Below are 25,049 nucleotides of genomic sequence, written 5' to 3' on the forward strand. Positions count from 1 at the left end.
GTCAAGAAAGAGCGGGGCTGGGGAACGCCGTCCATGCAGTCCCCCAGCTCCAAGCATGGAACCGGAACAGTCAGACGTGGCCCGACGACTCCTGCGACCTCGTAGAGCCGAGCACAGTCCGATGAGCCGGCTCAGGCGTGAACCGACACCTCGGGGAACCACAGACTGATCTCGCGAGCAGCGGATTTTTCACTGTCCGAGGCGTGCACCAGATTCCACCGAGTCGACAGTCCGAAGTCACCACGAACCGTCCCAGGAGCAGCCTGGGCTCCGTCGGTTTTGCCGTGCATGGCACGCACTGCGGAAACCGCCTCGCGCCCCTCAAGCACCAGGGACACCAACGGGCCCGAGGAGAGGAAGTCGACGAGCTCGTCGAAGTACGACTTGCGTTCGTGCTCGGCGTAGTGCTTGCGTGCCAGGTCCTTGCTGACGGCACGCTGCTCCATCGCGACGATGGTCAATCCCTTGCGCTCGTAACGCCCGATGATCTCGCCGATGAGATGACGCTGCACTGCGTCGGGCTTGATGAGCACCAAAGTTCTCTGAATCTCGCTCATGGCCTCGACTCTATAGCAAATCCATGCTGAAGACCGATCCTCCATCGTCGGGCAACATCGCGCTGCAGTCACGATGCAGAACCAAGAGTGCACTCGACCGATCCCCGTATCCCCCGCCGTCGGGTCCACTCAACCGGCCCCGTGTCCCCCGACCGGCCCACAAACCCCCGCCGTCGGGCGCACCGGTTGATCGCCTGGCGACAGGTGATCGTCTGGAGGCACTGGTCGATCGTCCCAGCATCCCGGAGCACGAATCATCGGGATGAGGGTTCAGAGTCGCAGGGACACGCGCTTAAGACGGGCCGCGCCCGGACCGACGTGAGACTCCCAACTCTGCGAAAAACTCCGTCAGGATCAATGACGAGGGCATCGGGGGTGCCGGCGGGGATTTCCCTGAGGACCTGACCGATGGCCGATGCACGCACCTTCGACGGAGCTTGGACCCACCCGGCAGCGCCGTCAATGGCTCCGGTCCTTCCTGCCAGCAGAACTCAGTACCCCCTGGCCGGCTGTGCCAGCAGAACTCAGTAGCCCCTGCCAGCAGAACTCATTCGCCGTCCAGACCGATGTCGTCCCACTGGTTGTCCCCCACCTCGTCGGGAACGTCGAGGGGTTCACCCTCCATCTGCTCGATCTGCACGTCGGAGAGCTCGGGGGATTCCACCACTGCCGTGGGAGCGGTCGAGACGTGGTTGACGCCATCGGGCAACAGGATGTGACGGGCCTCCCCCGCGATCACCACGGAACCGGCCACCAGGATGCCTGCCGAGGGTCCGGCAGCATCCGCCACGTGGATCGCCTGCTCCAACGCCTCGGCAGTGTTCTCGGTGAGCGTCACCTCGTCGGCTGCCCAGTGTTCGGACGCCAGGTCCGCCAGCTCGGCGGCGCGGTAGGCACGATCTCCGGGAAGACCGGTGAGCACGACACGGTTGACGTCCTGCGCCATCCGAGCAAAAACCCCTTCGACATCCTTGTCACGCATTGCTCCGAACACGGCGATGAGGGGGTGGAAGTCGAAGGACTGGGTGAGACCGGCAAGGGCCGAATCGGCACCATGAGGGTTATGGAAGGTGTCCAGGACGATGGCTGGGGCTCGTCGCACCAGTTCCAGACGGGCCGGGGCACTCACCTGTGCCAGACCCTGCTCGATGATGTCGGGCTTGAGCGGCCCGGTGAGCGCCTCGGCGGCAGCAACGGCGAGGGCAGCGTTGCGTGCCATGTGCTCCCCGAACAGGGGCAGGTACAACTCCCCCAACGGCCCGGAAGCTGTCTGCAGACGCAGCACCTGGCCACCGACTGCCCCACGACGCTCCAGCAGACCGAAGTCTGGGCCTTCGAGCACCGGCTTGGCACCTGCCTGCTGACACTGCGCCAACAGGACGGGGGCCGCCTCCGGCTTCTGGCCAGCAATGACCGGCACCGATCCAGACTTGATGATTCCCGCCTTCTCCGAGGCGATCTTCTCCAAGTTGTCGCCCAGGATGTGCATGTGATCCATCGCCACCGGGCAGATGACGCAGACGTCCCCGTCAGCCACATTCGTCGCGTCCCACCGACCTCCCAGGCCGACCTCGACGACCATGACGTCCACCGGGGCGTCGGCGAAAGCGGCGAAGGCCATCGCTGTGATGACCTCGAAGAATGTCATCTGGATGCCGTCGACCTGCTGTTCGTCGACCATCTGGACCATCGGCTCGATCTGTTCCCAGGTTTGGTCGAACACCTCGTCGCTGATGGGTGCTCCGTCGATGCAGATCCGCTCATTGACGTCAACCAGGTGTGGAGAGGCGTAACGTCCCACCCGCAAACCGGCAGCACGCAGCAGGGACTCAACCATGAGCGCAGTCGAACCCTTGCCGTTGGTGCCGGCAATGTGGATCACCGGGCAGGAACGTTGGGGGTTGCCCAGCAGGTCGAGGAGAGCCTTCTCACGGCCGAGCCCCGGACCGATCCGGTTCTCCGGCCACCTGGCCTCGAGCCGTGCCACCAGTTCTGCGTGATCCATCAATAGATCGCCTCACCGTTGGCGCGACGTTCGCGCAGATTCGCCAAGGCCTCCGAAAGGATCGTGGCAGCCTCGGCATCACTACGGCGTTCCTTGACGTAGGCCAGATGTGTCTTGTAGGGAATGGCGCGCGGACGTGCAGGTGGGTTCTCGGCATTCCGGTTGGCTGGCAGTCCGCACCGCGGGCAGTCCCACTCGTCAGGGATCTCGGCGTCGACGGAGAAGGCCGGACGGATGACGTGATGGTTGGCGCAGTAGTACGAGACGTATTCCCGAGCAGCAGCCTTGCCCCTCTCGGCTTCACCCACCGGTCCTGCTCCGACTCTGCTACCACGAATGGCGCTTCCACCAGACATTCAAATTCTCCTCAACAACGATGAAGACATGACGAAACCGCCCCTCAAGGACGGGAAAACAACAACTCACAAGGCCAACCGGCAGGCTGTGAGCATGGCAGCAGGACACGTTCGGGTGGACGGCCGTCTGGACCGATCATGCCCAGAAGCTGATGATCGACCGATGGCAAAATTCGCACTGATGCCACGCCTCATGGAATGAGCAATCTCTCAGGCCCATGACAGGAGCAGAGGGATCGCTGTACCATCATCAGCTCAGCTGTAGCGGTACAGGAATAGCAGACCGACGATGCAGGCCACCCAGATCAGACCAACGATGATGGTGATGCGGTCCAGATTTCGCTCTGCGACCGAGGTGCCACCCATGGACGTGGACACACCACCACCGAAGAGGTCGGACAGACCACCGCCTCGACTCTTGTGGAGCAACACGGACAGGGTGAGGATGATACTGAGGATGCACAGGATGATCGACAGCGTCATGATCGGCCAGGTAACAAGTGGGACGGACATCACGGGGTCAAGGGTAACCCACTGAGCGCCAATACTCACACCCAGCACATCATGGCCGCCGAACAACCGTCCCCCAGCGACTGATGAGGCCGCTGGAACTTGAGTTCACGTCGGTGCAGGGCACTCGTCGCAGCTGCGGAGAGCTGGTCACCGCGGCACACCACGTGGGAAAACCTGCGATGGGGATCCTCGGGAGCAGGTGAACGTGGTTGGACGCAGTTGCGGCGCCTCCCCCAGTCGAGGGAGGCGCCGCAATCAGGCCATTGTGCCTTGTCAGGCAGCGTAGAACGTCACGATCTTGGCGAAATCGGCAGCCTTGAGGGAGGCGCCACCCACGAGGGCGCCGTCCACGTCGGGCTTGCTCATGATCTCCACGACATTGCCCGGCTTCACGGAGCCGCCGTACTGGATGCGCACGGACTCGGCGGTGGCCTCGTCGTACATCTCGGCGACGGCCTTGCGGATGGCTCCGCAGACCTCCTGTGCATCGTCGGCGGTGGCGGTCTCGCCGGTGCCGATGGCCCAGATGGGCTCGTAGGCAATGACGAGCTTGGCGACGTCAGCCGCGCTGATGCCGTCGAGATCGGCCTTGATCTGGCCGACGGTGTGCTCGACGTGCTTGCCCGCCTTGCGGACGTCCAGGGGCTCACCACAGCAGATGATCGGCGTCATGCCGGCCTCGATGATCTTCTTGGCCTTGGCGTTGACGAGCTCGTCGGACTCCTCGTGGTACTCACGACGCTCGGAGTGGCCGACGACAACGTAGCTGCAGCCGAGCTTGGAGAGCATGGTGCCAGACACCTCACCGGTGTAGGCACCGTCGTCGTGGGCGGAGATGTCCTGGGCACCGTAGGTGATCGGCAGCTTGTCGCCGTCGATGAGCACCTGCACTGAGCGGATGTCGGTGAACGGCGGGATGACGACGGCCTCGGCCTTGGACTTGTCGTAGCCGGCCTCGGCGAGAGCCTGACCCAGGTCCTGGACGAGGGTCACCGCGTCCAGGTGGTTCACGTTCATCTTCCAGTTGCCAGCGAGAATCGGGGTGCGAGTCATCAGTTGTTCTCCTTCAGGACAGCGATTCCGGGAAGTTCCTTGCCCTCCATGAGCTCGAGGGAGGCACCGCCACCGGTCGAGATGTGACCGAACTGGTCATCGTCGAAGCCGAGGGCGCGCACGGCGGAGGCGGAGTCGCCACCACCGACCACCGACAGGCCGTCAACCTTGGTGAGGGCCTCGGCAACGGTCTTGGTGCCCTGCTCCAGGCCCTTGATCTCGAAGACGCCCATCGGGCCGTTCCAGAAGACGCTGGTGGCCTGCTCGATGGCAGCGGCGTAGGCCTTCTCGGTCTCGGGGCCGATGTCCAGGCCCATCTTGTCGGCCGGGATGGCGTCGACGGGGACGACGTCGACCTGACCCACGGTGTGGGCGTCGAAGTCCACCTCGGAGGCGACGCGTACGTCGGTGGGCAGCAGGATCTGCTTGCTGGTGGCCTCGGCCTGCTCGAGGTACTTCTTGCAGGTCTCGATGGAGGCGTCGTCGACAAGCGACTTGCCGACCTCGTACCCCTGGGCCTTGAGGAAGGTGAAGAGCATGCCGCCGCCGATGACGAGGGTGTCGGCAACCTTGAGCAGATTGTCGATGACGGCGAGCTTGTCAGCGACCTTGGCGCCACCGAGGACGACGACGAACGGACGCTTGGGCTCGGCGGTGAGACCCTCGAGGACCTCGACCTCCTTGGCCACCAAGGAGCCAGCGGCATTGGGCAGCAGCTTGGCCAGGTCGTAGACCGAGGCCTGCTTGCGGTGCACGACGCCGAAGCCGTTGGAGACGTAGTACTCACCGAACTCGGCGTACTTCTTGGCGAGATCAAGACGCTCGGTGGCATCCTTGCTGGTCTCACCGGGCTCGAAGCGGACATTCTCAACCAAGCAGACGTCTCCGTCGGAGAGCGAGGCGGACAGCTCCTGGGCAGAGGGGCCCACGACGTCCTCGGCAAGCTTGACGTCGAGGTTCATGAGCTCGCCCAGACGCTTGGCGACCGGGGCCAGGGAGAACTTGGGGTTGACCTCACCCTTGGGGCGTCCCAGGTGGGCCAGCACGGTGACGCGGGCGCCAGCCTCGTGAAGCTGGGTCAGGGTGGGCAGAGCGGCCTTGATGCGGCCGTCGTCAGTGATCTTGTCGCCGTCGAGCGGCACGTTGAAATCGCAACGGATGACGACACGCTTGCCGCGCAGGTCACCCAGATCGTCAACAGACTTCATGACAGTCCTTTCAGATCGGATTGGTGGAAGGTGGTGTGCGGTGGCCCGGCCGGACCACACCGTTTCACGTGATGCGTGGCTCACGTGATGTGGGGCCGCACGGATCACGAGGAGCCAATGACCCTCAGGTGCGAGCTGGCACATGGGCAGGACATGCAGGGCAACAGTTCGGTTTCCCTGATGCCGGGAGCCATGCGCCGCAACGGATCGTGCCGTGTCGGCCGGGAGATGACGACGGCCCCGCGCCCACGTGGGGCACGGGGCCGTCTTGAGATCACATCCGCAGTGTTGTCGGGATGTCTCAGGCCAGCTTGGAGGCGACGAGCTCGGTCAGGTCGACCAGGCGGTTGGAGTAGCCCCACTCGTTGTCGTACCAGGAGAGCACCTTGACGAGGTTGCCGATGACCTTGGTCTCGGTGGCGTCGAAGATGCTGGAGTGCGAGTCACCCATGATGTCGGTGGAGACGATCGGGTCCTCGGTGTAGGCCAAGATGCCCTTGAGCGGGCCCTCGGCAGCCTTCTTCACGGCGGCCTGGACGGCCTCGACGGAGACCTCCTTGGAGGCCTGGAAGGTGAGGTCGGTCAGGGAGCCGGTCGGGGTGGGGACGCGGACGGCGAGACCGTCGAACTTGCCCTTGAGCTCCGGCAGGACCAGCGACACGGCCTGGGCGGCACCGGTCTTGGTGGGGATCATGTTGAGGGCGGCGGCACGGGCGCGACGCAGATCCTTGTGGGGGGCGTCCTGCAGACGCTGGTCACCGGTGTAGGCGTGAACGGTGGTCATGATGCCGTGCTCGATGCCGAACTCGTCGTTCAGGACCTTGGCCAGCGGAGCCAGGCAGTTGGTGGTGCAGGAAGCGTTGGAGATGATGTTGTGCTTCGCATTGTCGTAGTCGCCGTCGTTGACGCCCATGACGAAGGTGCCGTCAACGTTCTTGCCGGGAGCGGAGATGACGACCTTCTTGGCGCCGGCCTCGATGTGGGCCTGAGCCTTGGTGCCATCGGTGAACAGACCGGTGGACTCGACGGCGATGTCAACGCCGAGATCCTTCCAAGGGAGGTTCTTCGGGTCACGCTCGCCGAGGACCTTGATCTGCTTGCCGTCGACGGTGATGGAGTCCTCGTCGTAGCTGACCTCTCCGGGGAAACGGCCCAGGATGGAGTCGTACTTCAGGAGGTGGGCCAGGGTCTTGGTGTCGGTGAGGTCGTTGACGGCGACGACCTCGAGGTCAGCGCCCTGATCCTTGAGAGCGCGGAAGAAGTTGCGGCCAATGCGGCCGAATCCATTGATACCAACCTTGACGGTCATTAAGTGATCTCCTCCGGATGAGGTGTGTGCTTTGACTGCACTTGGACATGTCCAACAATAGCCGCTGTTCAAAATCTGTGGGCGCATGGCCCTCATGGTGAACACACGTGCTGATCGGCACCGGCACCGCCGGAACCTCTGCCATTGGGGAATGGCCATTGGGGAATGCCTCATCTCACAACCGGGCGGCACGGGTCAGTGGCCGCGTCCACGCTCTGCCGATGCGGCATCGGCGGTGGTGGGCAGATTGCGCGACCTGGCCTCCTTGTCGGCCATTGCCAGCAGGCGACGGATTCGTCCCGCGATGGCGTCCTTCGTCAGGGGTGGTACGTGGAACTGCCCCAGTTCCTCCAGGCTGGCGTCCTTGTGCTCCAGACGGAGCTCTCCTGCCTTGAGCAAATGCTCCGGGACGTCGTCACCCAGTATTTCCAGGGCACGACGAACGCGCAGTGAGGCCGTCTGGGCCGCCTGTGCGGATCGGCGGGAATTGGCGTCATCGAAGTTCGCCAGTCGGTTCACACCAACGTGGGATTCCTGCGCAGCCAGGCTCTCGCGCCAGGCACGGACCCCCTCGACGGCCCCCATGACGGTGAACAGCGTCGAGATGGCATCGGCGTCTCGGACGATGGCTCGATCCACGTGACGCGTGCGACGAGTCTTTGCTGGCACGTTCAGTCTGCGAGCCGAGCCAACCAGGGCCAAGGCCGCCTCCGGGCTGGGTGAGAGCACTTCGAGGCAGATGGACTGACTGGAATGCGTCAATGCCCCATTGCCCAGGAAGGCGCCACGCCAGATGGCGGCCTGACAGCATTTCCCGGACCCAACGACCGACGCCGGCAAGCCTCGCACCGGCCTACCCGCCCGATCCACGAGTCCGGTCAGTCGAGCAAGCTCGGCTCCACCTCGCACCATCCGCAGAAGATACCGGGTATTGCTCGTCGACTCCGAGGGGCCGATGACGATCATCTCGCACTGGAGGTTGAAGGCGTCCCGAATGGCTTCCGCAAAGCGGTCGGCAGCCTGGCGAGTGTCGAACTCGGCCTCGACGACGACGTGCCCACGCACCACCTGTACCCGTCCCGCGAAACGCAGCATCGCGGTGATCTCAGCGCACCGGCAGCATGCCTTCGCCGTCTCGACACGAGCCAGTTCCACCTTGATGTCCGTGGTGAGAGCCATGATGGCGCCTTTCCTTGTCCGGATCCACGACCAGGATCCTCGTCCAGATGCCAGCCGGGGCTGGCACGGTGATTCGAGGCTCCCCGAGCCTCACGACGTCAGCGAATGCGTCGAAAGCGTGTCACCGGATGCGCACCCCCATGACCTCGGCGTAGGCCGAGGCCAGCCGCAACGGGTCATGACGTGCCGAACCGTCGTGCATGGCCAGATCGGCCTCGACGATTCGTGCTCCCAGGTTGCGCGCGAACGTCCCCAGATGCGGATCGCTCCGTGCGAAGGAGCGATCGGCAAGGACGACATCGAACCTAATACGCGGCTCGTGCTCGGCCAACACCTCCAGGTGTCGTGCTGGGCTGAAGCCGTTGGTCTCGTCGGCCCCGGCAACATTGAGGGTGAGGATCTTGAGGGCGTCGGAATCCATGATGGCCTCGACGATCTGTGGCACGAGCAGGTGTGGCATCACCGAGGTGAACCACGATCCGGGGCCCAGTACGAGCACGTCGGAGGTCTCGATGGCCTCCAGCACCGACGGGCTGGCCGGCGGGTCGGGCGGGTCGAGGTGCACCTCGATCACCTCGGCGCTCGTCTTGGCGATGGTCGACTGGCCGGTGAGACTGTACATCTCGTCGGGACGGTTCGGGTCCAGGCCGACGACCTCGGCAGTGATGTCCAGGGGCATGAGCGACATCGGCAGCACACGACCCCGGGTGCCGAGCAGCTGACCCACCATGTCCAGGCCCGCCACCGGGTCATCCAGCTCCTGCCACAGCCCGGCAATGAGCAGATTGCCGATGGCATGCCCCGCCAGCGGTCCATCGCCACGGAACCGGGACTGCATCACCTGGGCCCAGGTACGCCCCACGAAGTCATCGGCACACAACGCGGCCAGCGCCTGACGTAGGTCACCAGGCGGTAGACAGTCGAACTCCTCACGCAGGCGTCCGGACGATCCGCCGTTGTCGGCCACCGTCACGACGGCGGTGATGCGGTCGGTGATGCGGCGCATGGCGCGCAGCGAGGCCGCCAGGCCGTGCCCTCCACCGAAGGCGGTGACGGCTGGCCGATACATCGGGGTCGCGGCACCGATCGGCCCGTAGTCATTGCCTTCATATCCGTTGCCCCCGTAGGCGGCGTTGTCGTCGTACTCGGGGTAAAACTGCGACGTCATCGTCATTCCCTCCCCAGATCTCGATGCAGGACGGCGGTGCGTCGTCCTCGAGACCGTAGTCTGGCCGCCAGTTCCTCGGTGATCGCGGTACTGCGGTGTTTGCCACCGGTGCAGCCGATGGCCACCGTCACCTGTTTCTTCCCTTCCCGAAGATAGCCGTCCTCCATGCCGGTGAGCAGTTGGTCCACTCCGGCAACGAAGCCCACGGCTCCCGGTTGCGCCAGGACGTAGGAGGACACGTCCGGCGACAGCCCAGTCTTGGGGCGCAGCTCCGGCACCCAGAACGGGTTGGGCAGGAAGCGCACGTCGAAGACGAGGTCGGCATCCACCGGGACCCCACGTTTGAAGCCGAAGGACATCACCTGGTAGGCCAAGCCGGTCGTCTCGTCGACGGCGAAGGCGTGGTCAATGCGCTGAGCCAGCTGGCGGGTGGTGATTCCCGAGGTGTCGATGACGAGGTCGGCGTCGGCGCGCAAGGTGGAGAGCATTCGCCGTTCCAGGGCGATGGCCTCCAGCAGGTGCCCGCCACGCTGCAGTGGCAGGGGGCGACGGCTGGACTCCTGACGTTTGACGATCGTCTCGTCGGTGGCCTCCAGAAAGAGAATCTCTGGATCGATGCCCCGGTCGCGCAGTTGTGAGAGGGCGTCTCCCAGGGAATCGAAGAGACTGCGGGTACGCACGTCGGCCACCACTGCCAGGAGTCGAATGCCGTGGCTGTCGACCTCGTCGCACAGGGCGGTCAGCATCGTCGGCGGCAGATTGTCGACGACGTACCAGCCCAGGTCCTCCATGGCGTGGGCCGCAGTACGCCTACCCGCTCCGGACATGCCGGTGATGACGGCGACACGCTGGGGTGGCTGGGAGCCGTCGGGATTCGTCGTAGTGGTCACGGTGTCCATCGTAGGCAGTTCGAGAGGATCATGTGCTGCCATGTCCATGGGATCATGCCCGTCACGGATCTTCCCGGTCTGCGCAGAACCCATCATGATGAGCGAGCAGTGAACGGTGGGATGTCGTTCACTCCTCGATCACCTCGCCGGTGGCAGTGTTGACGCCAGTCGGCGTCTGCTCACCCTGCAGGGCCGTGACGACCTGGGTGGCAAGTTTGGGGCCGAACCCGGGCAGCTCGGCAATCTCCTCGGCACTGGCGCGACGCAGCGCCCGCACCGAGGAGAATTTCTTGAGCAGGGCCTTGCGACGCACCTCCCCCAGCCCAGGCACGTCGTCCAGGACGGACTCGACCATCGCCTTGGACCGTTTGGACCGGTGAAAGGTGATGGCGAACCGGTGGGCCTCGTCACGCAACCGCTGCAGCAGGTAGAGCCCCTCCGAGGTACGCGGCAGGATGACCGGCCACTCCTCGTCGGGCAGCCACACCTCCTCGAGACGTTTGGCGAGGCCACACAGGGCGATCTCGTCGTCCAGCCCGAATTCCTCGAGCACCTGCTGGGCGGCGTGCACCTGAGGTGCACCCCCGTCGACGACGATGAGGTGCGGGGCGTAGGCGAACTTGCGCGGGGCACCGGTCGTGGGGTCGACGAGAGTACCGGTGACCTCACCGTCGGGTTCGGCGGCAGCAGCCATCTGTTCCCGATCCTGCTGCAGGCGGCGAAGGCGTCTTGAAAGCACCTCGTGCATGGCGGCGAAGTCGTCGGAGCCGTCGAAACTCTTGATGACGAACCGGCGATATTCCGACTTGCGCGGCATGCCGTCCTCGAAGACGACCATGGAGCCCACGACGTTCGTGCCCTGGATGTGGGAGATGTCGTAGGACTCCATGCGCAGCGGGGCACGGTCCAACCCGAGCGCCTCCTGGATCTCCTCCAGGGCGCGGGTGCGGGTGGCGAGGTCGGAGGAGCGTTTGAGCTTGTGCTGTTCGAGCACCTCCTGGGCATTGCGGGTGACGGTGTCCATGAGGGTGCGTTTGTCGCCACGCATCGGCACGCGCAGGTTCACCCTGGAGCCGCGCAGGTTCGTGAGCAGTTCGCCCAGGCCCTCCATGGAGCTCGGTTCGACCGAGACGAGGACCTCCTTGGGGATCGCCGGACCCTGCCCGTCGTCACGGATCTGACCGGAGGTGCCGTCGGGGTCCAGTCCGTAGAGCTGCAGCAGGAACTCCTCCATGAGCTCGGCGGGTTCGGCGTCGTCGGCACGGTCGGCCACCCAGCCGCGTTCGCCACGGACTCGCCCGTTGCGCACGTGGAAGATCTTCACCCCCACCTCCAGGGGATCCACCGCCAGGGCGATGACGTCGGCGTCGGTGCCGTCGGTGAGCACGATGGCGTTGCGCTCCATGGCCTTGGTGAGCGAGTCCAACGAGTCACGCAGCACGGCGGCCCGCTCGAACTCAAGGTTCTCGGCAGCCTCGTCCATCTCGGTACGGATGCGTCGCAGGATCGGCGCGGTGCGCCCGGCCATGAAGGAGCAGAAGTCCGCGACGATGGCACGATGCTCGTCGGGGCCGATCCGGTCCACACAGGGAGCCGAGCACTTGCCGATGTAGCCCAGCAGGCAGGGGCGTCCCTGGGAGCGGGCCCGGTTGAACACGCCGGTGGAGCACGAACGCATCGGGAAGACGCGCAGCAGGGTCTCCATGGTGTCGCGAATGGCCCACGCCTGGCCGAACGGGCCGAAGTAGCGCCACCCCTTGCGGCGTTTGCCACGGCCGACGAACACGCGTGGGAACTCATCGCTCCATGTGATGCACAGCCACGGGTACGACTTGTCGTCGCGGTACATGACGTTGAACCGTGGGTCGAACTCCTTGATCCACGTGTACTCGAGCTGCAGGGACTCCAACTCGTTCTGCACGACGGTCCACTGCACGTGGGCGGCGGTGGTGACCATGCGCTGGGTGCGCGGGTGCAGGGCCGAGATGTCCTGGAAGTACGAGTTGAGACGGTTGCGCAGGTTCTTCGCCTTGCCGACGTAGATGACCTGACCGTGCTCGTCGCTGAATCGGTAGACGCCGGGCTGGGTGGGGATCGTGCCGGGGGCGGGGCGGTAGGTGGACGGGTCAGCCACGGTTCGGCCCTGCCGAGGTGGAGACCACCACGTTCAGAGGTGCTGGCCCCCACCACACTGGACTCGGTGCAGCTGGTCTCGGGATCGCGGGGAGTTGCTCCGCCGGATTGGACTCCACCGGACCCAGACACATTGGACGCGATCCACGCGACCCAGTTGCGAGGCAAGCCGGGGTGGGCGCGCTGGCATCACGCATGTTCACGCCTCCCCACGGTCAAGACATCGGCGAGCAGAGGTCTACGGTACCTGCTCACCCAACTGGAGCAAGCGTGAGAGCACCAATGACAGGGAACTGCCAACGGATGGGGTCAGGACCAGTCTTCCTTATAGGCGTCATCACAATAACTGATAGGACCTGCCGGTCCATCAGAGACGTAGATGGTCGTGACATGGCGATCCTCGTAATCCAACCAGAAGGCCATGGAGTGTCCACCACTGCTGATGGCCAAACCCTCCGTGGGCGATTGTGAGCCAACCGTCACTGGTTTCAGAGCCGAACCATAGATCTTGCGCAGCTGCTTCTCGGACATACCGACGTGGGCACCAGATCGGGTGTGGAACTTCGGATCCCTGGTGCCCACATGTTTGATGACGGTACCACTGTCATCGGGAACGATGTCCAAATTACGTGGCCTGCCCGGAACCCTGACGATGCCGCACGAGTCATCATATTGTGCCCCCGGCATATTTTTGACCTGCGATCCAACCTTTGCTGGACCAAAACCTTGCATGGTGAAGCTGGCATTCTTCCACGGACCGGGATCCATGTCGAAGATCAATTGGCTGCCCTTCACCTTGGCAATACCTGACATGGGAACACCAGTGATGTCTGCGGTAAATCTGATGTCGTGGCCATGGGCAGTCACCGTTTTTCCATTGAACCCATGTACAGCCGCAGGGTTCAAGGATTCCAAGCCTTTGAAAGCGATGAGACGTCCACCACGACCTACGACAGCGAGAAAGTCCGGCAAAGGTGCATTTCCTCCCGTGTAGCAGTTCAAGAAGGAAACCTGTTCTCGGACCCGATCCCCATTGACGTCCACGGAAGCTGAGGTGCCGACGAGCCTCACGTCAATGTGATTTTTCTTGTCATGGAACTCGCCGTTGGACAGTCGTGCGTCTGCAGAGACAGTGCAATCACTCGGAATCTCCATCGACTCCAGATCAGCCTTCGTCGCATCAGGCTTGTGCGGGGTCGGAGTGGGGGTGGGCGTAGGCGTTGGGGTGGCGGAGGGCGTCACCGACGCCGACGTACCCACGGAAGATACTGAAGAGGATGCCTGTGCAGACGCCGACACCTTGAAAGCAGGTGATACCTGCGTGGATGAATCCTTCGACGACCCACACGCCGTCAATACGAGAGCCGCAGCAGCACCAACGGCAACAACCTTGCAATGCCTCATAGCGATAACACTAACCGTGAATACGTGATGCCAGTGCACGGGGTTGGAATTGAGTACCCATCTATCCGATCTTCCTGGTGACAGGTGACCTGAACACCATGGGAGCGTGTGCCCGGTAGAAAGATGAGCATTCAACGGTATTGAATGAACGTGGCAACCATCCATGTCAGAAGCTATCTCTTCATAGAACACGCCCAGCTGGGACTCGAAAGGTCTCAACCCCGATCTCCGTGGCCCCCATCATGATCCCTCGTCAACTGCCTCGTGGAGCGTCTGCATGTGTGCACCACTAGGCAGAACAGTATGCCAGCGGCAGTCCATTGATGATGACCGTGGGCGCAGCTCACCAGTAGGCTGATGCCGTGCATCTTCTCCTCATCCGCCACGGACAGTCCACCAACAACGCACTCGCCAACCAAGGAGGAAACGCCTACACCACCGGTCGTCTACCCGACCCGGAACTCACCGAGCTCGGGCACCGTCAGGCGCACGCGCTCGCCGACTGGATTCCCGGCGTCGACCCGCGCCCGACGCACATCTACTGCTCCCCCATGAGCCGTACCCTGCAGACCGCCGCGCCACTGGCCGACGCCCTCGATCTTCCGATCGGTGTCAAGAGCCTGCTGCACGAACGCCCCGGTCCGGTGCAGATCACCCCGGATGGACCCCGAGCCCACCCCGGCTCGTCGCGCTCCGCGCTTGCCGCACACACCCCGCGTGCCGTCCTCGATCCAGACATCACCGCGGACGGCTGGTACCACGACGACATCGAGACCCCGGCCCATGCCGTCGAGCGGGCCAGCCGGATCGCGTCGTGGCTTATCAGTGCCCACGCCGATGACGACGTCGTCGCCTGGGTGGGGCACGGCGCCATCGGGGCACTCACCCTAGAGACGATCATCGCTCCACAGCGCGCCGCCCAGCTGGCCGACTACCCCACCGGCACCGAACCGTGGTGGTTCAACCTGGCCAACACGTCCACCTCGATGATCGAGATCCATCCCAACTCCTGTGAAGTGCACTGGATCAACCGAGTCGATCACCTCGTCGTCGCCGGCATGGTGCATGGCGCACGAGCCAGCGCCACCGGAAATCCCGGCACCCGCTGAGAGCAGCGCCCACCTGCCACCCTCAGCCCCTGAAGCTCTCTCCAGAACCAAGGGAACTGAAGGCCTTGGCCCCAGCCCTGTCACGAACAGGAAGGTTGAGATCTTGGGGCGTGACCGACGCCGCCCTGCCCCGGGCGGTCCCGCACGCAACGGCTCCACTCCCCCTGGAAGGGTAGGAGCGACTCATCCACCACGACAGCACCACCGGTTCCCCGGCTCCACTCCCCCAGAGGGGTGGGCGGTGAGGATCACCATCCACTGCGTGCCTGGGCCCCATCCACTGCCCACCCAGCGCGCCTGCAGCAGGGTGTGATGCACCGGGGATCGGGCTGGACGTTGCCGTTATGGGCTACCCCACGCATCTGGAGCAGAGTGCAAGGACTTTGTGGTTCTTGCGTCTGGGGTAGCGTCCGCCCCACGCACCTGGGGTGGCCCACCCCTCAGAGAATCTCCGCCAGGAACTGCCCGGTGAACGAGTCGGGACAGGCCGCAACCTCCTCCGGGCTGCCCTGCGCCACGACGGTGCCACCGCCGTCGCCCCCGCCGGGACCCATGTCGATGATCCAGTCAGCCGTCTTGATGACGTCCAGATTGTGCTCGATGACGATCACCGAGTTGCCCTGCTCGACGAGCCTGCCAAGCACCTTGAGCAGCTTGTTGATGTCCTCGAAGTGCAGCCCGGTGGTGGGCTCGTCGAGGACGTAGAGGGTACGCCCCGTCGAGCGTCGCTGCAGTTCGAAGGCCAGCTTGACGCGCTGCGCCTCACCACCGGACAGGGTGGTCGCAGGCTGCCCCAGCCTCACGTACCCCAACCCCACCTCGACAAGGGTCTTGAGGTGCCGATGGATGGACTTGATCGGTTCGAAGAACTCCGCCGCCTCCTCGATCGGCATGTCGAGCACGTCGGCGATCGTCTTGCCCTTGTAGTGCACCTCCAGCGTCTCGCGGTTGTAGCGCGCGCCGTGACACACCTCACAGGGGACGTAGACGTCGGGCAGGAAGTTCATCTCGATCTTGATGGTGCCTTCACCCTGGCAGTTCTCACACCGCCCACCCTTGATGTTGAACGAGAACCGCCCCTGCTGGTAGCCGCGTATCTTCGCCTCGGGAGTCTGGGCGAACAGTGCGCGAATCTTGTCGAACACCCCGGTGTAGGTGGCCGGGTTGGAGCGCGGTGTGCGCCCGATCGGCGACTGGTCGACGTGGATCACCTTGTCGATCTCGTCAATGCCTGTCACGGTGTCGTGCCTGCCCGGAACCGTGCGCGACCCGTGCAGACGACTGGCCAACGAGGTGTAGAGGATCTGGTTGACGAGCGTCGACTTGCCCGAGCCACTCACGCCGGTGACGACGACGAACTGCCCCAGCGGGAAGGTGACGTCGATGTTCTTGAGATTGTTCTGACGCGCCCCCTTGACGACGAGATCACGGCCGGTGCGGGGGCGACGCACCTGCGGCACCGGGATCGAGCGTCTGCCTGCCAAGTAGGCCCCGGTGAGGGATTCCCTGCTGGCGAGCAGCTGTTTGACCGGGCCGCTCACGACGATCTTGCCGCCGTGCTCACCGGCTCCCGGGCCGACGTCTACCACCCAGTCGGCCTCGCGGATCGTCTCCTCGTCATGTTCGACGACGATGAGCGTGTTGCCCATGTCTCGCAGCCGCACGAGGGTCTCGATGAGACGACGGTTGTCGCGCTGGTGCAGCCCGATGGACGGCTCATCAAGCACGTAGAGCACACCCACCAGGCCCGAGCCGATCTGCGTGGCGAGCCGGATCCGCTGGGCCTCACCGCCCGACAGCGATCCCGCCGAGCGCGACAGGGTGAGGTAGTCCAGGCCGACGTCGACGAGGAAACGCAGCCTGGCTCGTACCTCCTTGACCACTCGCGCCGAGATCATGGCGTCGCGCTCGCTGAGGGTGAGGGCGTCGAAGAATTCCGACGCCTTGCCCACCGACATGTCGGCGACATCGGCGATGGAGTGCCCGTCCACCGTCACCGCCAGACTGGACGGTTTGAGGCGTTTGCCGTCGCAGGCCGGGCAGGGATGTTCGCGCAGGTACTGCCCCCACCGCGACCGGGCCGAGTCCGTCTCGGCCTCGTCGTAACGACGACGCACGTAGTGCAGCACGCCCTCGTAGTTCTGCGAGAAGGAACGCACCCGTCCGAACCGGTTGCGGTAGGTCACCATGACCGGATCGCCGTCACCCTCCAGGACGAGCTTCCTCACCTTTTTCGGAAGTTCGGCCCACGGCAGGGTCGGGTCGAAGTCGTGATCGGCACCCAACCCCTCGAAGACGTGTCTGAAGTGTCTGGCCACCTGGGGGGTCGCCCACGGCGCTACGGCCCCGTCCACCAGACTCACCTGGGAATCGGGGACGACGAGCTCCGGGTCGACGTCCTGGGTCGTTCCCAGCCCGGAGCACACCGGGCAGGCACCCCACGGGCCGTTGAACGAGAATTGCCTCGGCTCCAGCTCATCCATCTCGACGTCGTGGCCATTGGGACAGGCCAGATTCTCCGAGAACCGCCGTTCCCGGTCCGGGGCGTCCTCGGGGCGATCGACGAAGTCGACGGCGACGACGCCACTCGCCAGCCGCATGGCGGTCTCCACCGACTCGGTGAGCCGCTGCTTGATCGAGGGCTTGACGACGAGCCGGTCGACGACCACGTCGATGTCGTGCTTGCGTTTCTTGTCCAGGGCCGGCACCTCACCCAGCCGGTACACCGTGCCGTCCACCCGCACACGAGTGAAACCGTCGGTGGTGAGCTGGCGGAACAGTTCGACGTACTCCCCCTTGCGGCCACGTACCACTGGGGCGAGCACCTGGAACTTGGTGCGTTCGTCGATGGTGAGCAGCCGGTCGACGACCTGCTGCGGGGTCTGTTTGGCGATGGGTTCGCCACAGATGGGGCAGTGCGGCACACCGATGCGCGCCCACAACAGACGCAGGTAGTCGTGGATCTCGGTGATGGTGCCCACCGTGGAACGCGGGTTGCGCGAGGTCGACTTCTGGTCGATGGACACCGCCGGGGACAGCCCCTCGATGAAGTCGACGTCGGGCTTGTCCATCTGACCGAGGAACTGACGTGCATATGCCGACAGGGACTCGACGTAGCGGCGCTGACCCTCGGCGAAGATCGTGTCGAAGGCCAGGGATGACTTGCCCGACCCGCTGAGGCCGGTGAAGACGATGAGCTGGTCCCGAGGAAGTTCCACGTTGACATTGCGCAGATTGTGTTCCCGGGCTCCCCGCACGACTATTCGATCACCACTCACGTCCAGCCATGTTACGGGAGGGGCGAGGTAATCCTCACAGATCCGCCGGGCGCGCTGGGAGGCGTTCTCTCATGGCGTCGAGTCCTCAAGGGCCAGGTCTGCTCAGAACCGCACCATCTCAACCACTTCCGAACTCACAAGGGTGAGGTTCGTCCGGCGACGGCAGACCAGCCTTGGTGAGGACCACTTCCGAGTCCGCACGGGTGAGATCCTGCAGCAGGCTGGAAGTGCCGGCCCCGAACGGCACGCCACTTCACGGCTCCGCAGCCGTCTCGGCGAAACCCAGGCCGACTTCGAACGATATGCCCGCTTCACACGACCCCACAACCATCCCAGCAGGCTCCAAGCCGATCCTGAACAACATGCCCGCTTCCGCGGAAAACCTGTTTCCCCGGAACTCCGCCGCCACCTCGGCGGGCCCAAGTCGACCTCGTACGATAAGCGCGCCTCACGACTCCACAGTCACTTCGGCGGGTCCGAACCGGCCTCGAACGATATGACCACTTCACGACTCCATGGCCGCTTCAGCGCGACCTCTCCACGACCCCACAACCACCTCGGCAGGCCCTGAACAATATGCCCGCTTCCGCGGAAAAATTGTTTCCCCTGATCTCCGCTGCCACCCATATGGCAACAACCGCAATCTGTAACAGAAAAACCACAGCAACTTCATCGCCGCGCCCCCACACCCCTCAACATCATGGCATCGGGGCGACAGCCTGGCATCAGGAGCAACCCTCCCCATCTCCGGCGCGATTCATCTCCATCGCAGATTTCAGTCCCACACGGATCCAGACCCGCAAGCCTGCGTGGTCGACCGTGACCAATCCCCTCCGTGGAAATCTCGTTCCCGCCGATCACTCTGCTGCCCCACGTGGCAGCACTTTCACTTCACAACGGATTTACCACAGCTCACAGCTTTCACATCCCCGTTTTCACGTCCCGGTGCTACTCGTTTCTCACCCCATGACAGACACGCCAAGCCATGTCTTCGATCAGACTGGGCACGGAGGTAGGCAGACCCGAATAGGCCGCCGGGTCTACTGCCGATGCGTCCAATCCGTACATGGCCCAAACCGTGCATGGGGAACAGGCTTCGTGGAAATCCTGTTCACAACGCAACCATCTACCATCTCTCGTGGCAGTATCCACGGCGCGTAACAGAAAAGCCACAGCTCGCCGGAAGATGCCGAGGCCATGAAGGCTGCACGCCACAAGGACGTCACGAGGCCCCCGCGGCAGCTCCCCCGGAGTCAGTGCATCTCCCAATTTGCCCATGGACCCTTGTTGGGACACCTGGAGCGCATCGATCTGAAATTGAGGCCAGGCAACTGCTGCCGCTACGGACGACGGGTCTCAGAGCGTCCCACCTGCCACCCCATGTGGCAGCAGACGCACTCGCCCACCACAATTCCACGCCCAGCCACGACCCGCATGAGTGGATAGTGTCGCTCCAACCCTGCTGAACCGAGGGAGGATCGTTTCAGCAGATCAGACAATATATGGTCGAGTCATGACCACCTCGCAGACGCACTCATCGGGGTTACGCATTGATGCACCCATGTCCGAGGTCCGCCAAGCGAAAAGGGATGCCACCCAGCGACTGCTCGGTGCCACCATGGACATTTCCGATGAGCAATGGCAGTCTCCCAGTCTGCTACCGGGATGGACACGCGCGCATGTCGCAACGCATTTGGCACGAGGTGCCCAAGCCCTGGGTCGAGTGGCCTCAGCACTCGTCAACGGTGAGCAACCCGGTCCCCTGTACGAATCACGCGAAAATCGCATCTCCGAGATCGAGCGCGGGTCGGAACGTCCGGGAGTCGAACTGCAGATCGACATGGACACAGCAGCAGGCGAACTCCACGAGATCTTTGACGCACTTGATCCTGTGGACCCCGCCACACCAGTGATCCTCGGCCCGGGGATACTCGTCCATGCCCACGAGCTCCCCTCCGTCCGTCTGGCGGAGGTCGTGCTGCACCACGTCGATTTGGACATCGACTTTGATCTGCGCAGTCTTGACGACCTCAGCGCTCGCATACTGCTGCAATGGGTGTGTTTCCGACTCCACAACCGTGCAGACGTTCCGGCGCTGCGCATCGTGTCAGACTCCGGTTACACCGACCGCATTGGTTCAAGCGGTTTTGCCACAACAGTGCATGGCTCAGACGCCGAACTCGCCGGGTGGTTGTCCGGACGTGGCACTTCGAATTCTCTCACCGGGGCCGAGCACCTGGTGATCCCGCTGCTGAGCTGACGGAAGGCACTCATGGCGGACGTGGAGACAAATCCACGGGGATAGTTCACGATGCCCGTACGCAACAGCAATTGTCTGACCGAGTGCTCATCTGCATATATGGACGCATTCGGCGGACATCATCCCACCCATCGACACAGCTTCAGTCGCGCCCACTCGCTCCCGGGTGCAGACGGGAGTACGTCAGTGACGCCACCGTCGTGACGATGAGGGTGACGATGATGACCCCCAGAGAGACGCCTTCCGACGTCTCTGCAGAGAACCCCAACCATTTCTCATCGAGACCGTAATGGTTCATGGCATGCCCCACGAGTTTGAGAGAAATGAACCCCAAGATGACTGCCAATCCCAGCTGCAGGAAAACCAGCCTGTTGAGCAGATTTCCCAACAGGAAATACAGTTGCCGAAGCCCCATGAGAGCAAAGACGTTTGCTGTGAAAATGAGGTAAGGCTCATTGGTCAATCCATAACTTGCCGGGATGGAATCCAGGGCGAAGAGTAGATCCGTACTCCCCAGAGCAACAATCACGGTGAGCATGGACGTGGCCAGACGCTTACCATCCTCCTTGACCAGAAATGCCGTTCCACGGTAGTCACCAGTGGTGGGGACTCGGCGCTTCACCCATCTCATGAGGGCGTTGTCGGGAGCATCCCCCTCACTGCCATCCGTGGAGAAGTACTCCTTGACCAAGCTGATCGCCGAGTACAACAGGAAAAGTCCGAAGACGAAGAACACCCAAGCCCAGGCGTCGAGGACAGCCTTGCCAAGTGCAATGAAAACGCCGCGGAAAACCAAGGCAAGAATGATTCCACACAACAATGCGAATTGCTGCAATTTCTCCGGAACCTTCAACTTGCTCATGAGAATGATGAAGATGAACAAATTGTCCAGAGACAGACTGTATTCAGTTATCCACACCGCATAGAACTGACGCCCCCATGACCTACCGGCGAGCATCCAGACGCCCATCCCGAAAATCAACGCAAGCCCGATGTAAACGCTGACCCAGATGCTGCATTCCTTGGCAGATGGTTTGTGTGGGTGCCGTTTCATGAGGAGCACATCAAAGATGAGCAGACCGAGCATGACGGCGATGGTGATGATCCAAGTGTACGAGTGGACAGGCATCGGGCCTCCTGACGTGCATGGGAAGGTCCGAAGGTCTCGTCCACTCCAAGTCACTCTCGGAGTCGGGTGGCCGGATCGCGATGGCGCGACCGTGGTGACGACCACAGCATTCGCAGACTACTCCCCCTCAGGAGTTACCAGTGTGACATCCCGTGACCCGCTCTGTCACCTTGTTTTTCTGTTGCAGAAAAGCCCTGCGCGACATGTACGGCCGATTCCCCCACCCCGACGATCCCTGAGGTCGCCGGATCCTTTCGCCTGAATCCCGTGAGGCATCTCCTGCGTAGCGCAAGCCATCCCCAGCAACTGGTGCGTGGTCGCTGGACGGAGCGTGGAAAATCCGTTCCCACATCACGTTCATGCCACGAGGCGTGGCAGCACACACCATCCGTAACAGAAATACCACGCGCCGAGTCCAAGCCATGGCATCACATAGGTTCAGAACCGAGGCTTCAACGCCTCATGCAGCGGTCGGTAGAAAATATTGGGCCACCCAAGGGTCTCCCACCGACCGATGCTCTCAACTCAGCGGTTGGCCTCCACCATCTGGCGCAAATCCTTCTTGAGGTCAGCGATCTCGTCACGCAGACGTGCCGCCACCTCGAACTTGAGCTCGCCAGCAGCGTCACGCATCTGCGCGGTGAGCTCCACAATGAGGTCGCCAAGCTCCTGCTCGCTCATCTTCCCGCTGTCCAGCTGCCGATGTGCCCGTTGCTCATCGGTGATCATCGAGTCGTAGCCACGGTGTCCCTTGCCGTAGTCGAACCGGGCCACGAGTTCGTCGGTGTCGGCCTCCTCACGTGCCAACATCTCGGTGATGTCACCGATCTTCTTGCGCAGCGGCGTCGGATCGATGCCGTGTTCCTTGTTGTAGGCCAGCTGGATTTCGCGACGACGATTCGTCTCGTCAATGGCAAACCCCATCGACTCAGTGATCGTGTCAGCGTACATGACGACCTGGCCATTGACGTTTCGGGCTGCGCGACCGATGGTCTGGATGAGCGACCGATCCGAACGCAGAAATCCCTCCTTGTCGGCGTCCAGAATGGCGACGAGTGACACCTCGGGAAGGTCAAGCCCCTCACGCAGCAGATTGATACCCACCAGCACATCGTACTCACCCATACGCAGTTGTTTGAGCAACTCGATGCGTTTCAGGGTCTCGATCTCGGAATGAAGATATCTAGTACGTACCCCATGCTCCATGAGATAGTCGGTGAGATCCTCCGCCATCTTCTTCGTCAATGTCGTCACGAGGACTCGTTCGTCACGCTCGGCACGTTCCTTGACCAGGCCCATGAGGTCGTCGATCTGACCATTGGTCGGCTTGACGATGATCTCCGGATCCACCAAGCCGGTGGGACGAATGATCTGCTCCACCTGACCGTTGGCACGCTCCGTCTCGTAGCTACCCGGAGTTGCCGAGAGATACACCGTCTGACCAATACGTTGGACGAACTCGTCAAATTTGAGCGGCCGATTGTCCATGGCGCTGGGCAGTCGAAAACCGTGTTCGACGAGGGTGCGTTTGCGGCTCATGTCACCCTCGTACATACCGCCGATCTGAGGAATCGTCACATGCGATTCATCAACGACAAGGAGAAAGTCCTCGGGGAAATAGTCGAGCAGACAGTTCGGGGCGGTACCGGGACCGCGCCCGTCAATGTGCCGCGAATAGTTCTCGATCCCGGAGCACGAACCAATCTGGTGCATCATCTCAAGGTCATAGGTGGTACGCATCTTGAGGCGTTGCGCCTCCAAGAGCTTGCCATCACGCTCCAGGATCGTCAGACGCTCAGACAACTCGGCCTCGATCGATTTCATCGCTCGCTCCATGCGTTCCGGACCAGCAGCATAGTGGCTCGCGGGGAAGACGTAGACGATGTCGTCCTCGTGCAGCACCTCGCCGGTGATGGGATGCATCGTGGTGAGCGCTTCGATCTCATCGCCGAAGAATTCGATACGTACTGCGTTCTCCTCATACACCGGGAAGATCTCGATGGTGTCACCTTGGACTCGGAACGTGCCGCGTTCGGAAGAGATGTCGTTGCGAACGTACTGGTTGGTGATGAGTTCGGACAACAACTCACGTCGGTCCCACTCCTGACCAACCTCCAAGGTGATCATCCGCTCCACGTACTCCGACGGGGTGCCCAAACCATAGATGGCCGACACCGTGGAGACGACGATGACGTCGCGGCGGGTGAGCAACGACGTGGTCGCAGAGTGTCGCAGTCGCTCCACCTCATCGTTGATGTTGGAGTCCTTCTCGATGTAGGTATCGGTCTGCGGAACATACGCCTCTGGTTGGTAGTAGTCGTAGTACGACACGAAGTACTCGACGGCGTTGTCCGGGAAGAATCCGCGCAGCTCCTGGGCGAACTGCGCTGCCAGGGTCTTGTTGGGCTGCATGACGAGCATCGGGCGCTGCACCCGTTCCGCAAGCCATGCGACGGTGGCCGTCTTGCCGGTGCCGGTGGCACCCAGCAGCACGACGTCCTGTTCACCTTCCTTGAGACGTCGCTCCAACTCGTCAATGGCCTTGGGCTGGTCGCCGGAAGGCTGGAATTCGCTCACGACGTGCATTGGGGCGATTCGACGGGTGATCTCGTTGACAGGACGCATGATCCAAGGCTATGCCGCTGCCAAGCCATTTCCCATGCCGTCCGACGTCACGTCACCAACTCAGCCCACAGCCGATCAACCTTGGCGTCCAATTCCTCCAGCGCCCCCGAGGTGTCGATGACATGGGCAGCCACCGCGAGACGCTCAGCCCGGCTGGCCTGGGCAGCCATTCGATCACGTACCTGCTGTTCCGATGAGCCATCTCGGGCCTGGGCACGTTTCACCTGTTCGTCAGGATCGAGATCGGTGACGATGATGACGTCAAACCTGTCAGCAAGCCCTGCTTCGACCAGCAGCGGAACGTCGTGGATGACGAGTTGGTCTGCTGGGGCCTGTGCCTCAAGTTCATCTGCCCGGGCTGTGACGAGTGGATGCAGAATGGCTTCCAGCCGTTGCCGTCCTTGTGCATCGGAAAAGACCACCTCAGCCAGGGCCGCTCGATTCAAGCTACCGTCCTCGTTGAGGACCTCAGGGCCGAACTCGGCAGCCACCCGGGACAGTCCTGTGCCACCGGGCGCGACAACGTCGCGGGAGAACTGGTCGTAGTCGAGGACGAGAGCCCCGCGCTGGGCGAGGAGCTGGGCCACCGTGGTTTTGCCAGACGCAATGCCCCCGGTGAGCGCGATACGACGGCGGCGTGGTGCAGAGACTGGTGCGAAGCTCACCAACCCATTGTGTCATGAACGTGGTCGACCATGGGCGCGTCATCGTGGGCATCTGCATCGGGCAGGCCGTTGACTCTCTCCCTCTGCTGACGCGGCACGGAAAGCTGAGATCTCAGGCAACCAGAATCCCGCAAGTCATGATCCTGGCGAGGGCCACTGAAATATCTCGCTGCATTCGTCAGGGGTGTGCACATCCTGTTCGCATCCC

At 62.9% G+C, this 25,049-nt stretch carries 17 protein-coding genes and 1 pseudogene; 2 read left to right on the forward strand and 16 right to left on the reverse strand.

Annotated features, from left to right (window positions below; all coding sequences use genetic code 11):
• Positions 1–131: 131 nt before the first annotated feature.
• From ndk to ACP8JZ_RS06390, 12 genes are all read right to left on the reverse strand, one after another.
• Entirely contained in the window at positions 132–557 is a 426-nt protein-coding gene (gene ndk, locus ACP8JZ_RS06335; protein ID WP_021104357.1) for a nucleoside-diphosphate kinase, read from the reverse strand.
• 547 nt (positions 558–1,104) lie between these two features.
• Positions 1,105–2,565 (reverse strand): bifunctional folylpolyglutamate synthase/dihydrofolate synthase, encoded by a 1,461-nt coding sequence (locus tag ACP8JZ_RS06340; RefSeq protein WP_484482272.1) that lies wholly within the window; start codon positions 2,563–2,565, stop codon positions 1,105–1,107.
• Positions 2,562–2,918, reverse strand: coding sequence for an RNA polymerase-binding protein RbpA (locus ACP8JZ_RS06345; protein ID WP_306516798.1), 357 nt, complete (start codon positions 2,916–2,918; stop codon positions 2,562–2,564). The genes ACP8JZ_RS06340 and ACP8JZ_RS06345 overlap by 4 nt, the downstream gene beginning before the upstream one ends.
• 255 nt (positions 2,919–3,173) lie before the next feature.
• Positions 3,174–3,431, reverse strand: coding sequence for a preprotein translocase subunit SecG (gene secG, locus ACP8JZ_RS06350; protein WP_277101274.1), 258 nt, complete (start codon positions 3,429–3,431; stop codon positions 3,174–3,176).
• A 273-nt stretch (positions 3,432–3,704) separates the two neighbouring features.
• A complete protein-coding gene (tpiA, locus tag ACP8JZ_RS06355; RefSeq protein WP_021104353.1) occupies positions 3,705–4,484 on the reverse strand; it encodes a triose-phosphate isomerase in 780 nt (259 codons plus the stop codon).
• Positions 4,484–5,692 carry a phosphoglycerate kinase gene (locus ACP8JZ_RS06360; protein ID WP_306516800.1) on the reverse strand — a complete coding sequence of 403 codons (1,209 nt, stop codon included), beginning with the start codon at positions 5,690–5,692 and terminating at the stop codon, positions 4,484–4,486. Before ACP8JZ_RS06360 ends, tpiA begins: the two co-directional genes overlap by 1 nt.
• A 301-nt stretch (positions 5,693–5,993) precedes the next feature.
• Entirely contained in the window at positions 5,994–7,001 is a 1,008-nt protein-coding gene (gene gap, locus ACP8JZ_RS06365) for a type I glyceraldehyde-3-phosphate dehydrogenase (RefSeq protein WP_021104351.1), read from the reverse strand.
• A gap of 195 nt (positions 7,002–7,196) precedes the next feature.
• Positions 7,197–8,180: a DNA-binding protein WhiA gene (gene whiA / locus ACP8JZ_RS06370; RefSeq protein ID WP_306516802.1), complete on the reverse strand. Its 984-nt coding sequence runs from the start codon at positions 8,178–8,180 to the stop codon at positions 7,197–7,199.
• 121 nt (positions 8,181–8,301) lie between these two features.
• Positions 8,302–9,249: a gluconeogenesis factor YvcK family protein gene (locus ACP8JZ_RS06375; protein ID WP_306516815.1), complete on the reverse strand. Its 948-nt coding sequence runs from the start codon at positions 9,247–9,249 to the stop codon at positions 8,302–8,304.
• Between the two features lie 101 nt (positions 9,250–9,350).
• Complete coding sequence (rapZ, locus tag ACP8JZ_RS06380) at positions 9,351–10,247, reverse strand: RNase adapter RapZ (RefSeq protein WP_306516803.1); 897 nt, start codon at positions 10,245–10,247, stop codon at positions 9,351–9,353.
• Positions 10,248–10,365: 118 nt separating this feature from the next.
• Complete coding sequence (gene uvrC / locus ACP8JZ_RS06385) at positions 10,366–12,372, reverse strand: excinuclease ABC subunit UvrC (protein ID WP_484482273.1); 2,007 nt, start codon at positions 12,370–12,372, stop codon at positions 10,366–10,368.
• Positions 12,373–12,680: 308 nt separating this feature from the next.
• The gene (locus tag ACP8JZ_RS06390) at positions 12,681–13,526 is read right to left on the reverse strand and encodes a hypothetical protein (protein WP_323457284.1); all 846 of its coding nucleotides are present in this window, start codon (positions 13,524–13,526) and stop codon (positions 12,681–12,683) included.
• Positions 13,527–14,137: 611 nt separating this feature from the next.
• Here ACP8JZ_RS06390 and ACP8JZ_RS06395 point away from each other — a divergent pair.
• Positions 14,138–14,884, forward strand: a complete 747-nt coding sequence (locus ACP8JZ_RS06395; RefSeq protein ID WP_306517400.1) for a histidine phosphatase family protein — start codon at positions 14,138–14,140, stop codon at positions 14,882–14,884.
• A gap of 443 nt (positions 14,885–15,327) precedes the next feature.
• On the opposite strand, the pseudogene uvrA reads toward ACP8JZ_RS06395, so the two are convergent.
• Positions 15,328–18,162, reverse strand: a pseudogene (gene uvrA / locus ACP8JZ_RS06400) (excinuclease ABC subunit UvrA); the annotation flags it as partial.
• A 1,561-nt stretch (positions 18,163–19,723) separates the two neighbouring features.
• On the opposite strand from uvrA, the gene ACP8JZ_RS06405 reads away from it, so the two are divergent.
• Entirely contained in the window at positions 19,724–20,422 is a 699-nt protein-coding gene (locus ACP8JZ_RS06405) for a maleylpyruvate isomerase family mycothiol-dependent enzyme (RefSeq protein ID WP_306517423.1), read from the forward strand.
• Positions 20,423–20,564: 142 nt separating this feature from the next.
• Here the strand turns inward: ACP8JZ_RS06405 and ACP8JZ_RS06410 are convergent, their stop codons facing one another.
• The 3 genes from ACP8JZ_RS06410 to coaE all read right to left on the reverse strand — a co-directional run bounded on the left by ACP8JZ_RS06410 (position 20,565) and on the right by coaE (position 24,841).
• The gene (locus tag ACP8JZ_RS06410) at positions 20,565–21,551 is read right to left on the reverse strand and encodes a TerC/Alx family metal homeostasis membrane protein (RefSeq protein WP_484482274.1); all 987 of its coding nucleotides are present in this window, start codon (positions 21,549–21,551) and stop codon (positions 20,565–20,567) included.
• A gap of 525 nt (positions 21,552–22,076) precedes the next feature.
• Entirely contained in the window at positions 22,077–24,176 is a 2,100-nt protein-coding gene (gene uvrB / locus ACP8JZ_RS06415; RefSeq protein ID WP_323458729.1) for an excinuclease ABC subunit UvrB, read from the reverse strand.
• A gap of 47 nt (positions 24,177–24,223) precedes the next feature.
• Positions 24,224–24,841: a dephospho-CoA kinase gene (gene coaE / locus ACP8JZ_RS06420; protein WP_323458728.1), complete on the reverse strand. Its 618-nt coding sequence runs from the start codon at positions 24,839–24,841 to the stop codon at positions 24,224–24,226.
• Positions 24,842–25,049 lie beyond the last annotated feature (208 nt).

The organism is Cutibacterium sp. LaCa_286 (assembly GCF_057198075.1).

Coding starts and splice junctions, on each gene's coding strand:
- ndk (WP_021104357.1), bottom strand. CDS start 557: ATGAGCGAGATTCAGAGAACTTTGGTGCTCATCAAGCCCGACGCAGTG.
- ACP8JZ_RS06345 (WP_306516798.1), bottom strand. CDS start 2,918: ATGTCTGGTGGAAGCGCCATTCGTGGTAGCAGAGTCGGAGCAGGACCG.
- secG (WP_277101274.1), bottom strand. CDS start 3,431: ATGTCCGTCCCACTTGTTACCTGGCCGATCATGACGCTGTCGATCATC.
- tpiA (WP_021104353.1), bottom strand. CDS start 4,484: ATGACTCGCACCCCGATTCTCGCTGGCAACTGGAAGATGAACGTGAAC.
- ACP8JZ_RS06360 (WP_306516800.1), bottom strand. CDS start 5,692: ATGAAGTCTGTTGACGATCTGGGTGACCTGCGCGGCAAGCGTGTCGTC.
- gap (WP_021104351.1), bottom strand. CDS start 7,001: ATGACCGTCAAGGTTGGTATCAATGGATTCGGCCGCATTGGCCGCAAC.
- whiA (WP_306516802.1), bottom strand. CDS start 8,180: ATGGCTCTCACCACGGACATCAAGGTGGAACTGGCTCGTGTCGAGACG.
- ACP8JZ_RS06375 (WP_306516815.1), bottom strand. CDS start 9,249: ATGTATCGGCCAGCCGTCACCGCCTTCGGTGGAGGGCACGGCCTGGCG.
- rapZ (WP_306516803.1), bottom strand. CDS start 10,247: ATGGACACCGTGACCACTACGACGAATCCCGACGGCTCCCAGCCACCC.
- ACP8JZ_RS06390 (WP_323457284.1), bottom strand. CDS start 13,526: ATGGAGATTCCGAGTGATTGCACTGTCTCTGCAGACGCACGACTGTCC.
- ACP8JZ_RS06405 (WP_306517423.1), top strand. CDS start 19,724: ATGTCCGAGGTCCGCCAAGCGAAAAGGGATGCCACCCAGCGACTGCTC.
- ACP8JZ_RS06410 (WP_484482274.1), bottom strand. CDS start 21,551: ATGCCTGTCCACTCGTACACTTGGATCATCACCATCGCCGTCATGCTC.
- uvrB (WP_323458729.1), bottom strand. CDS start 24,176: ATGCGTCCTGTCAACGAGATCACCCGTCGAATCGCCCCAATGCACGTC.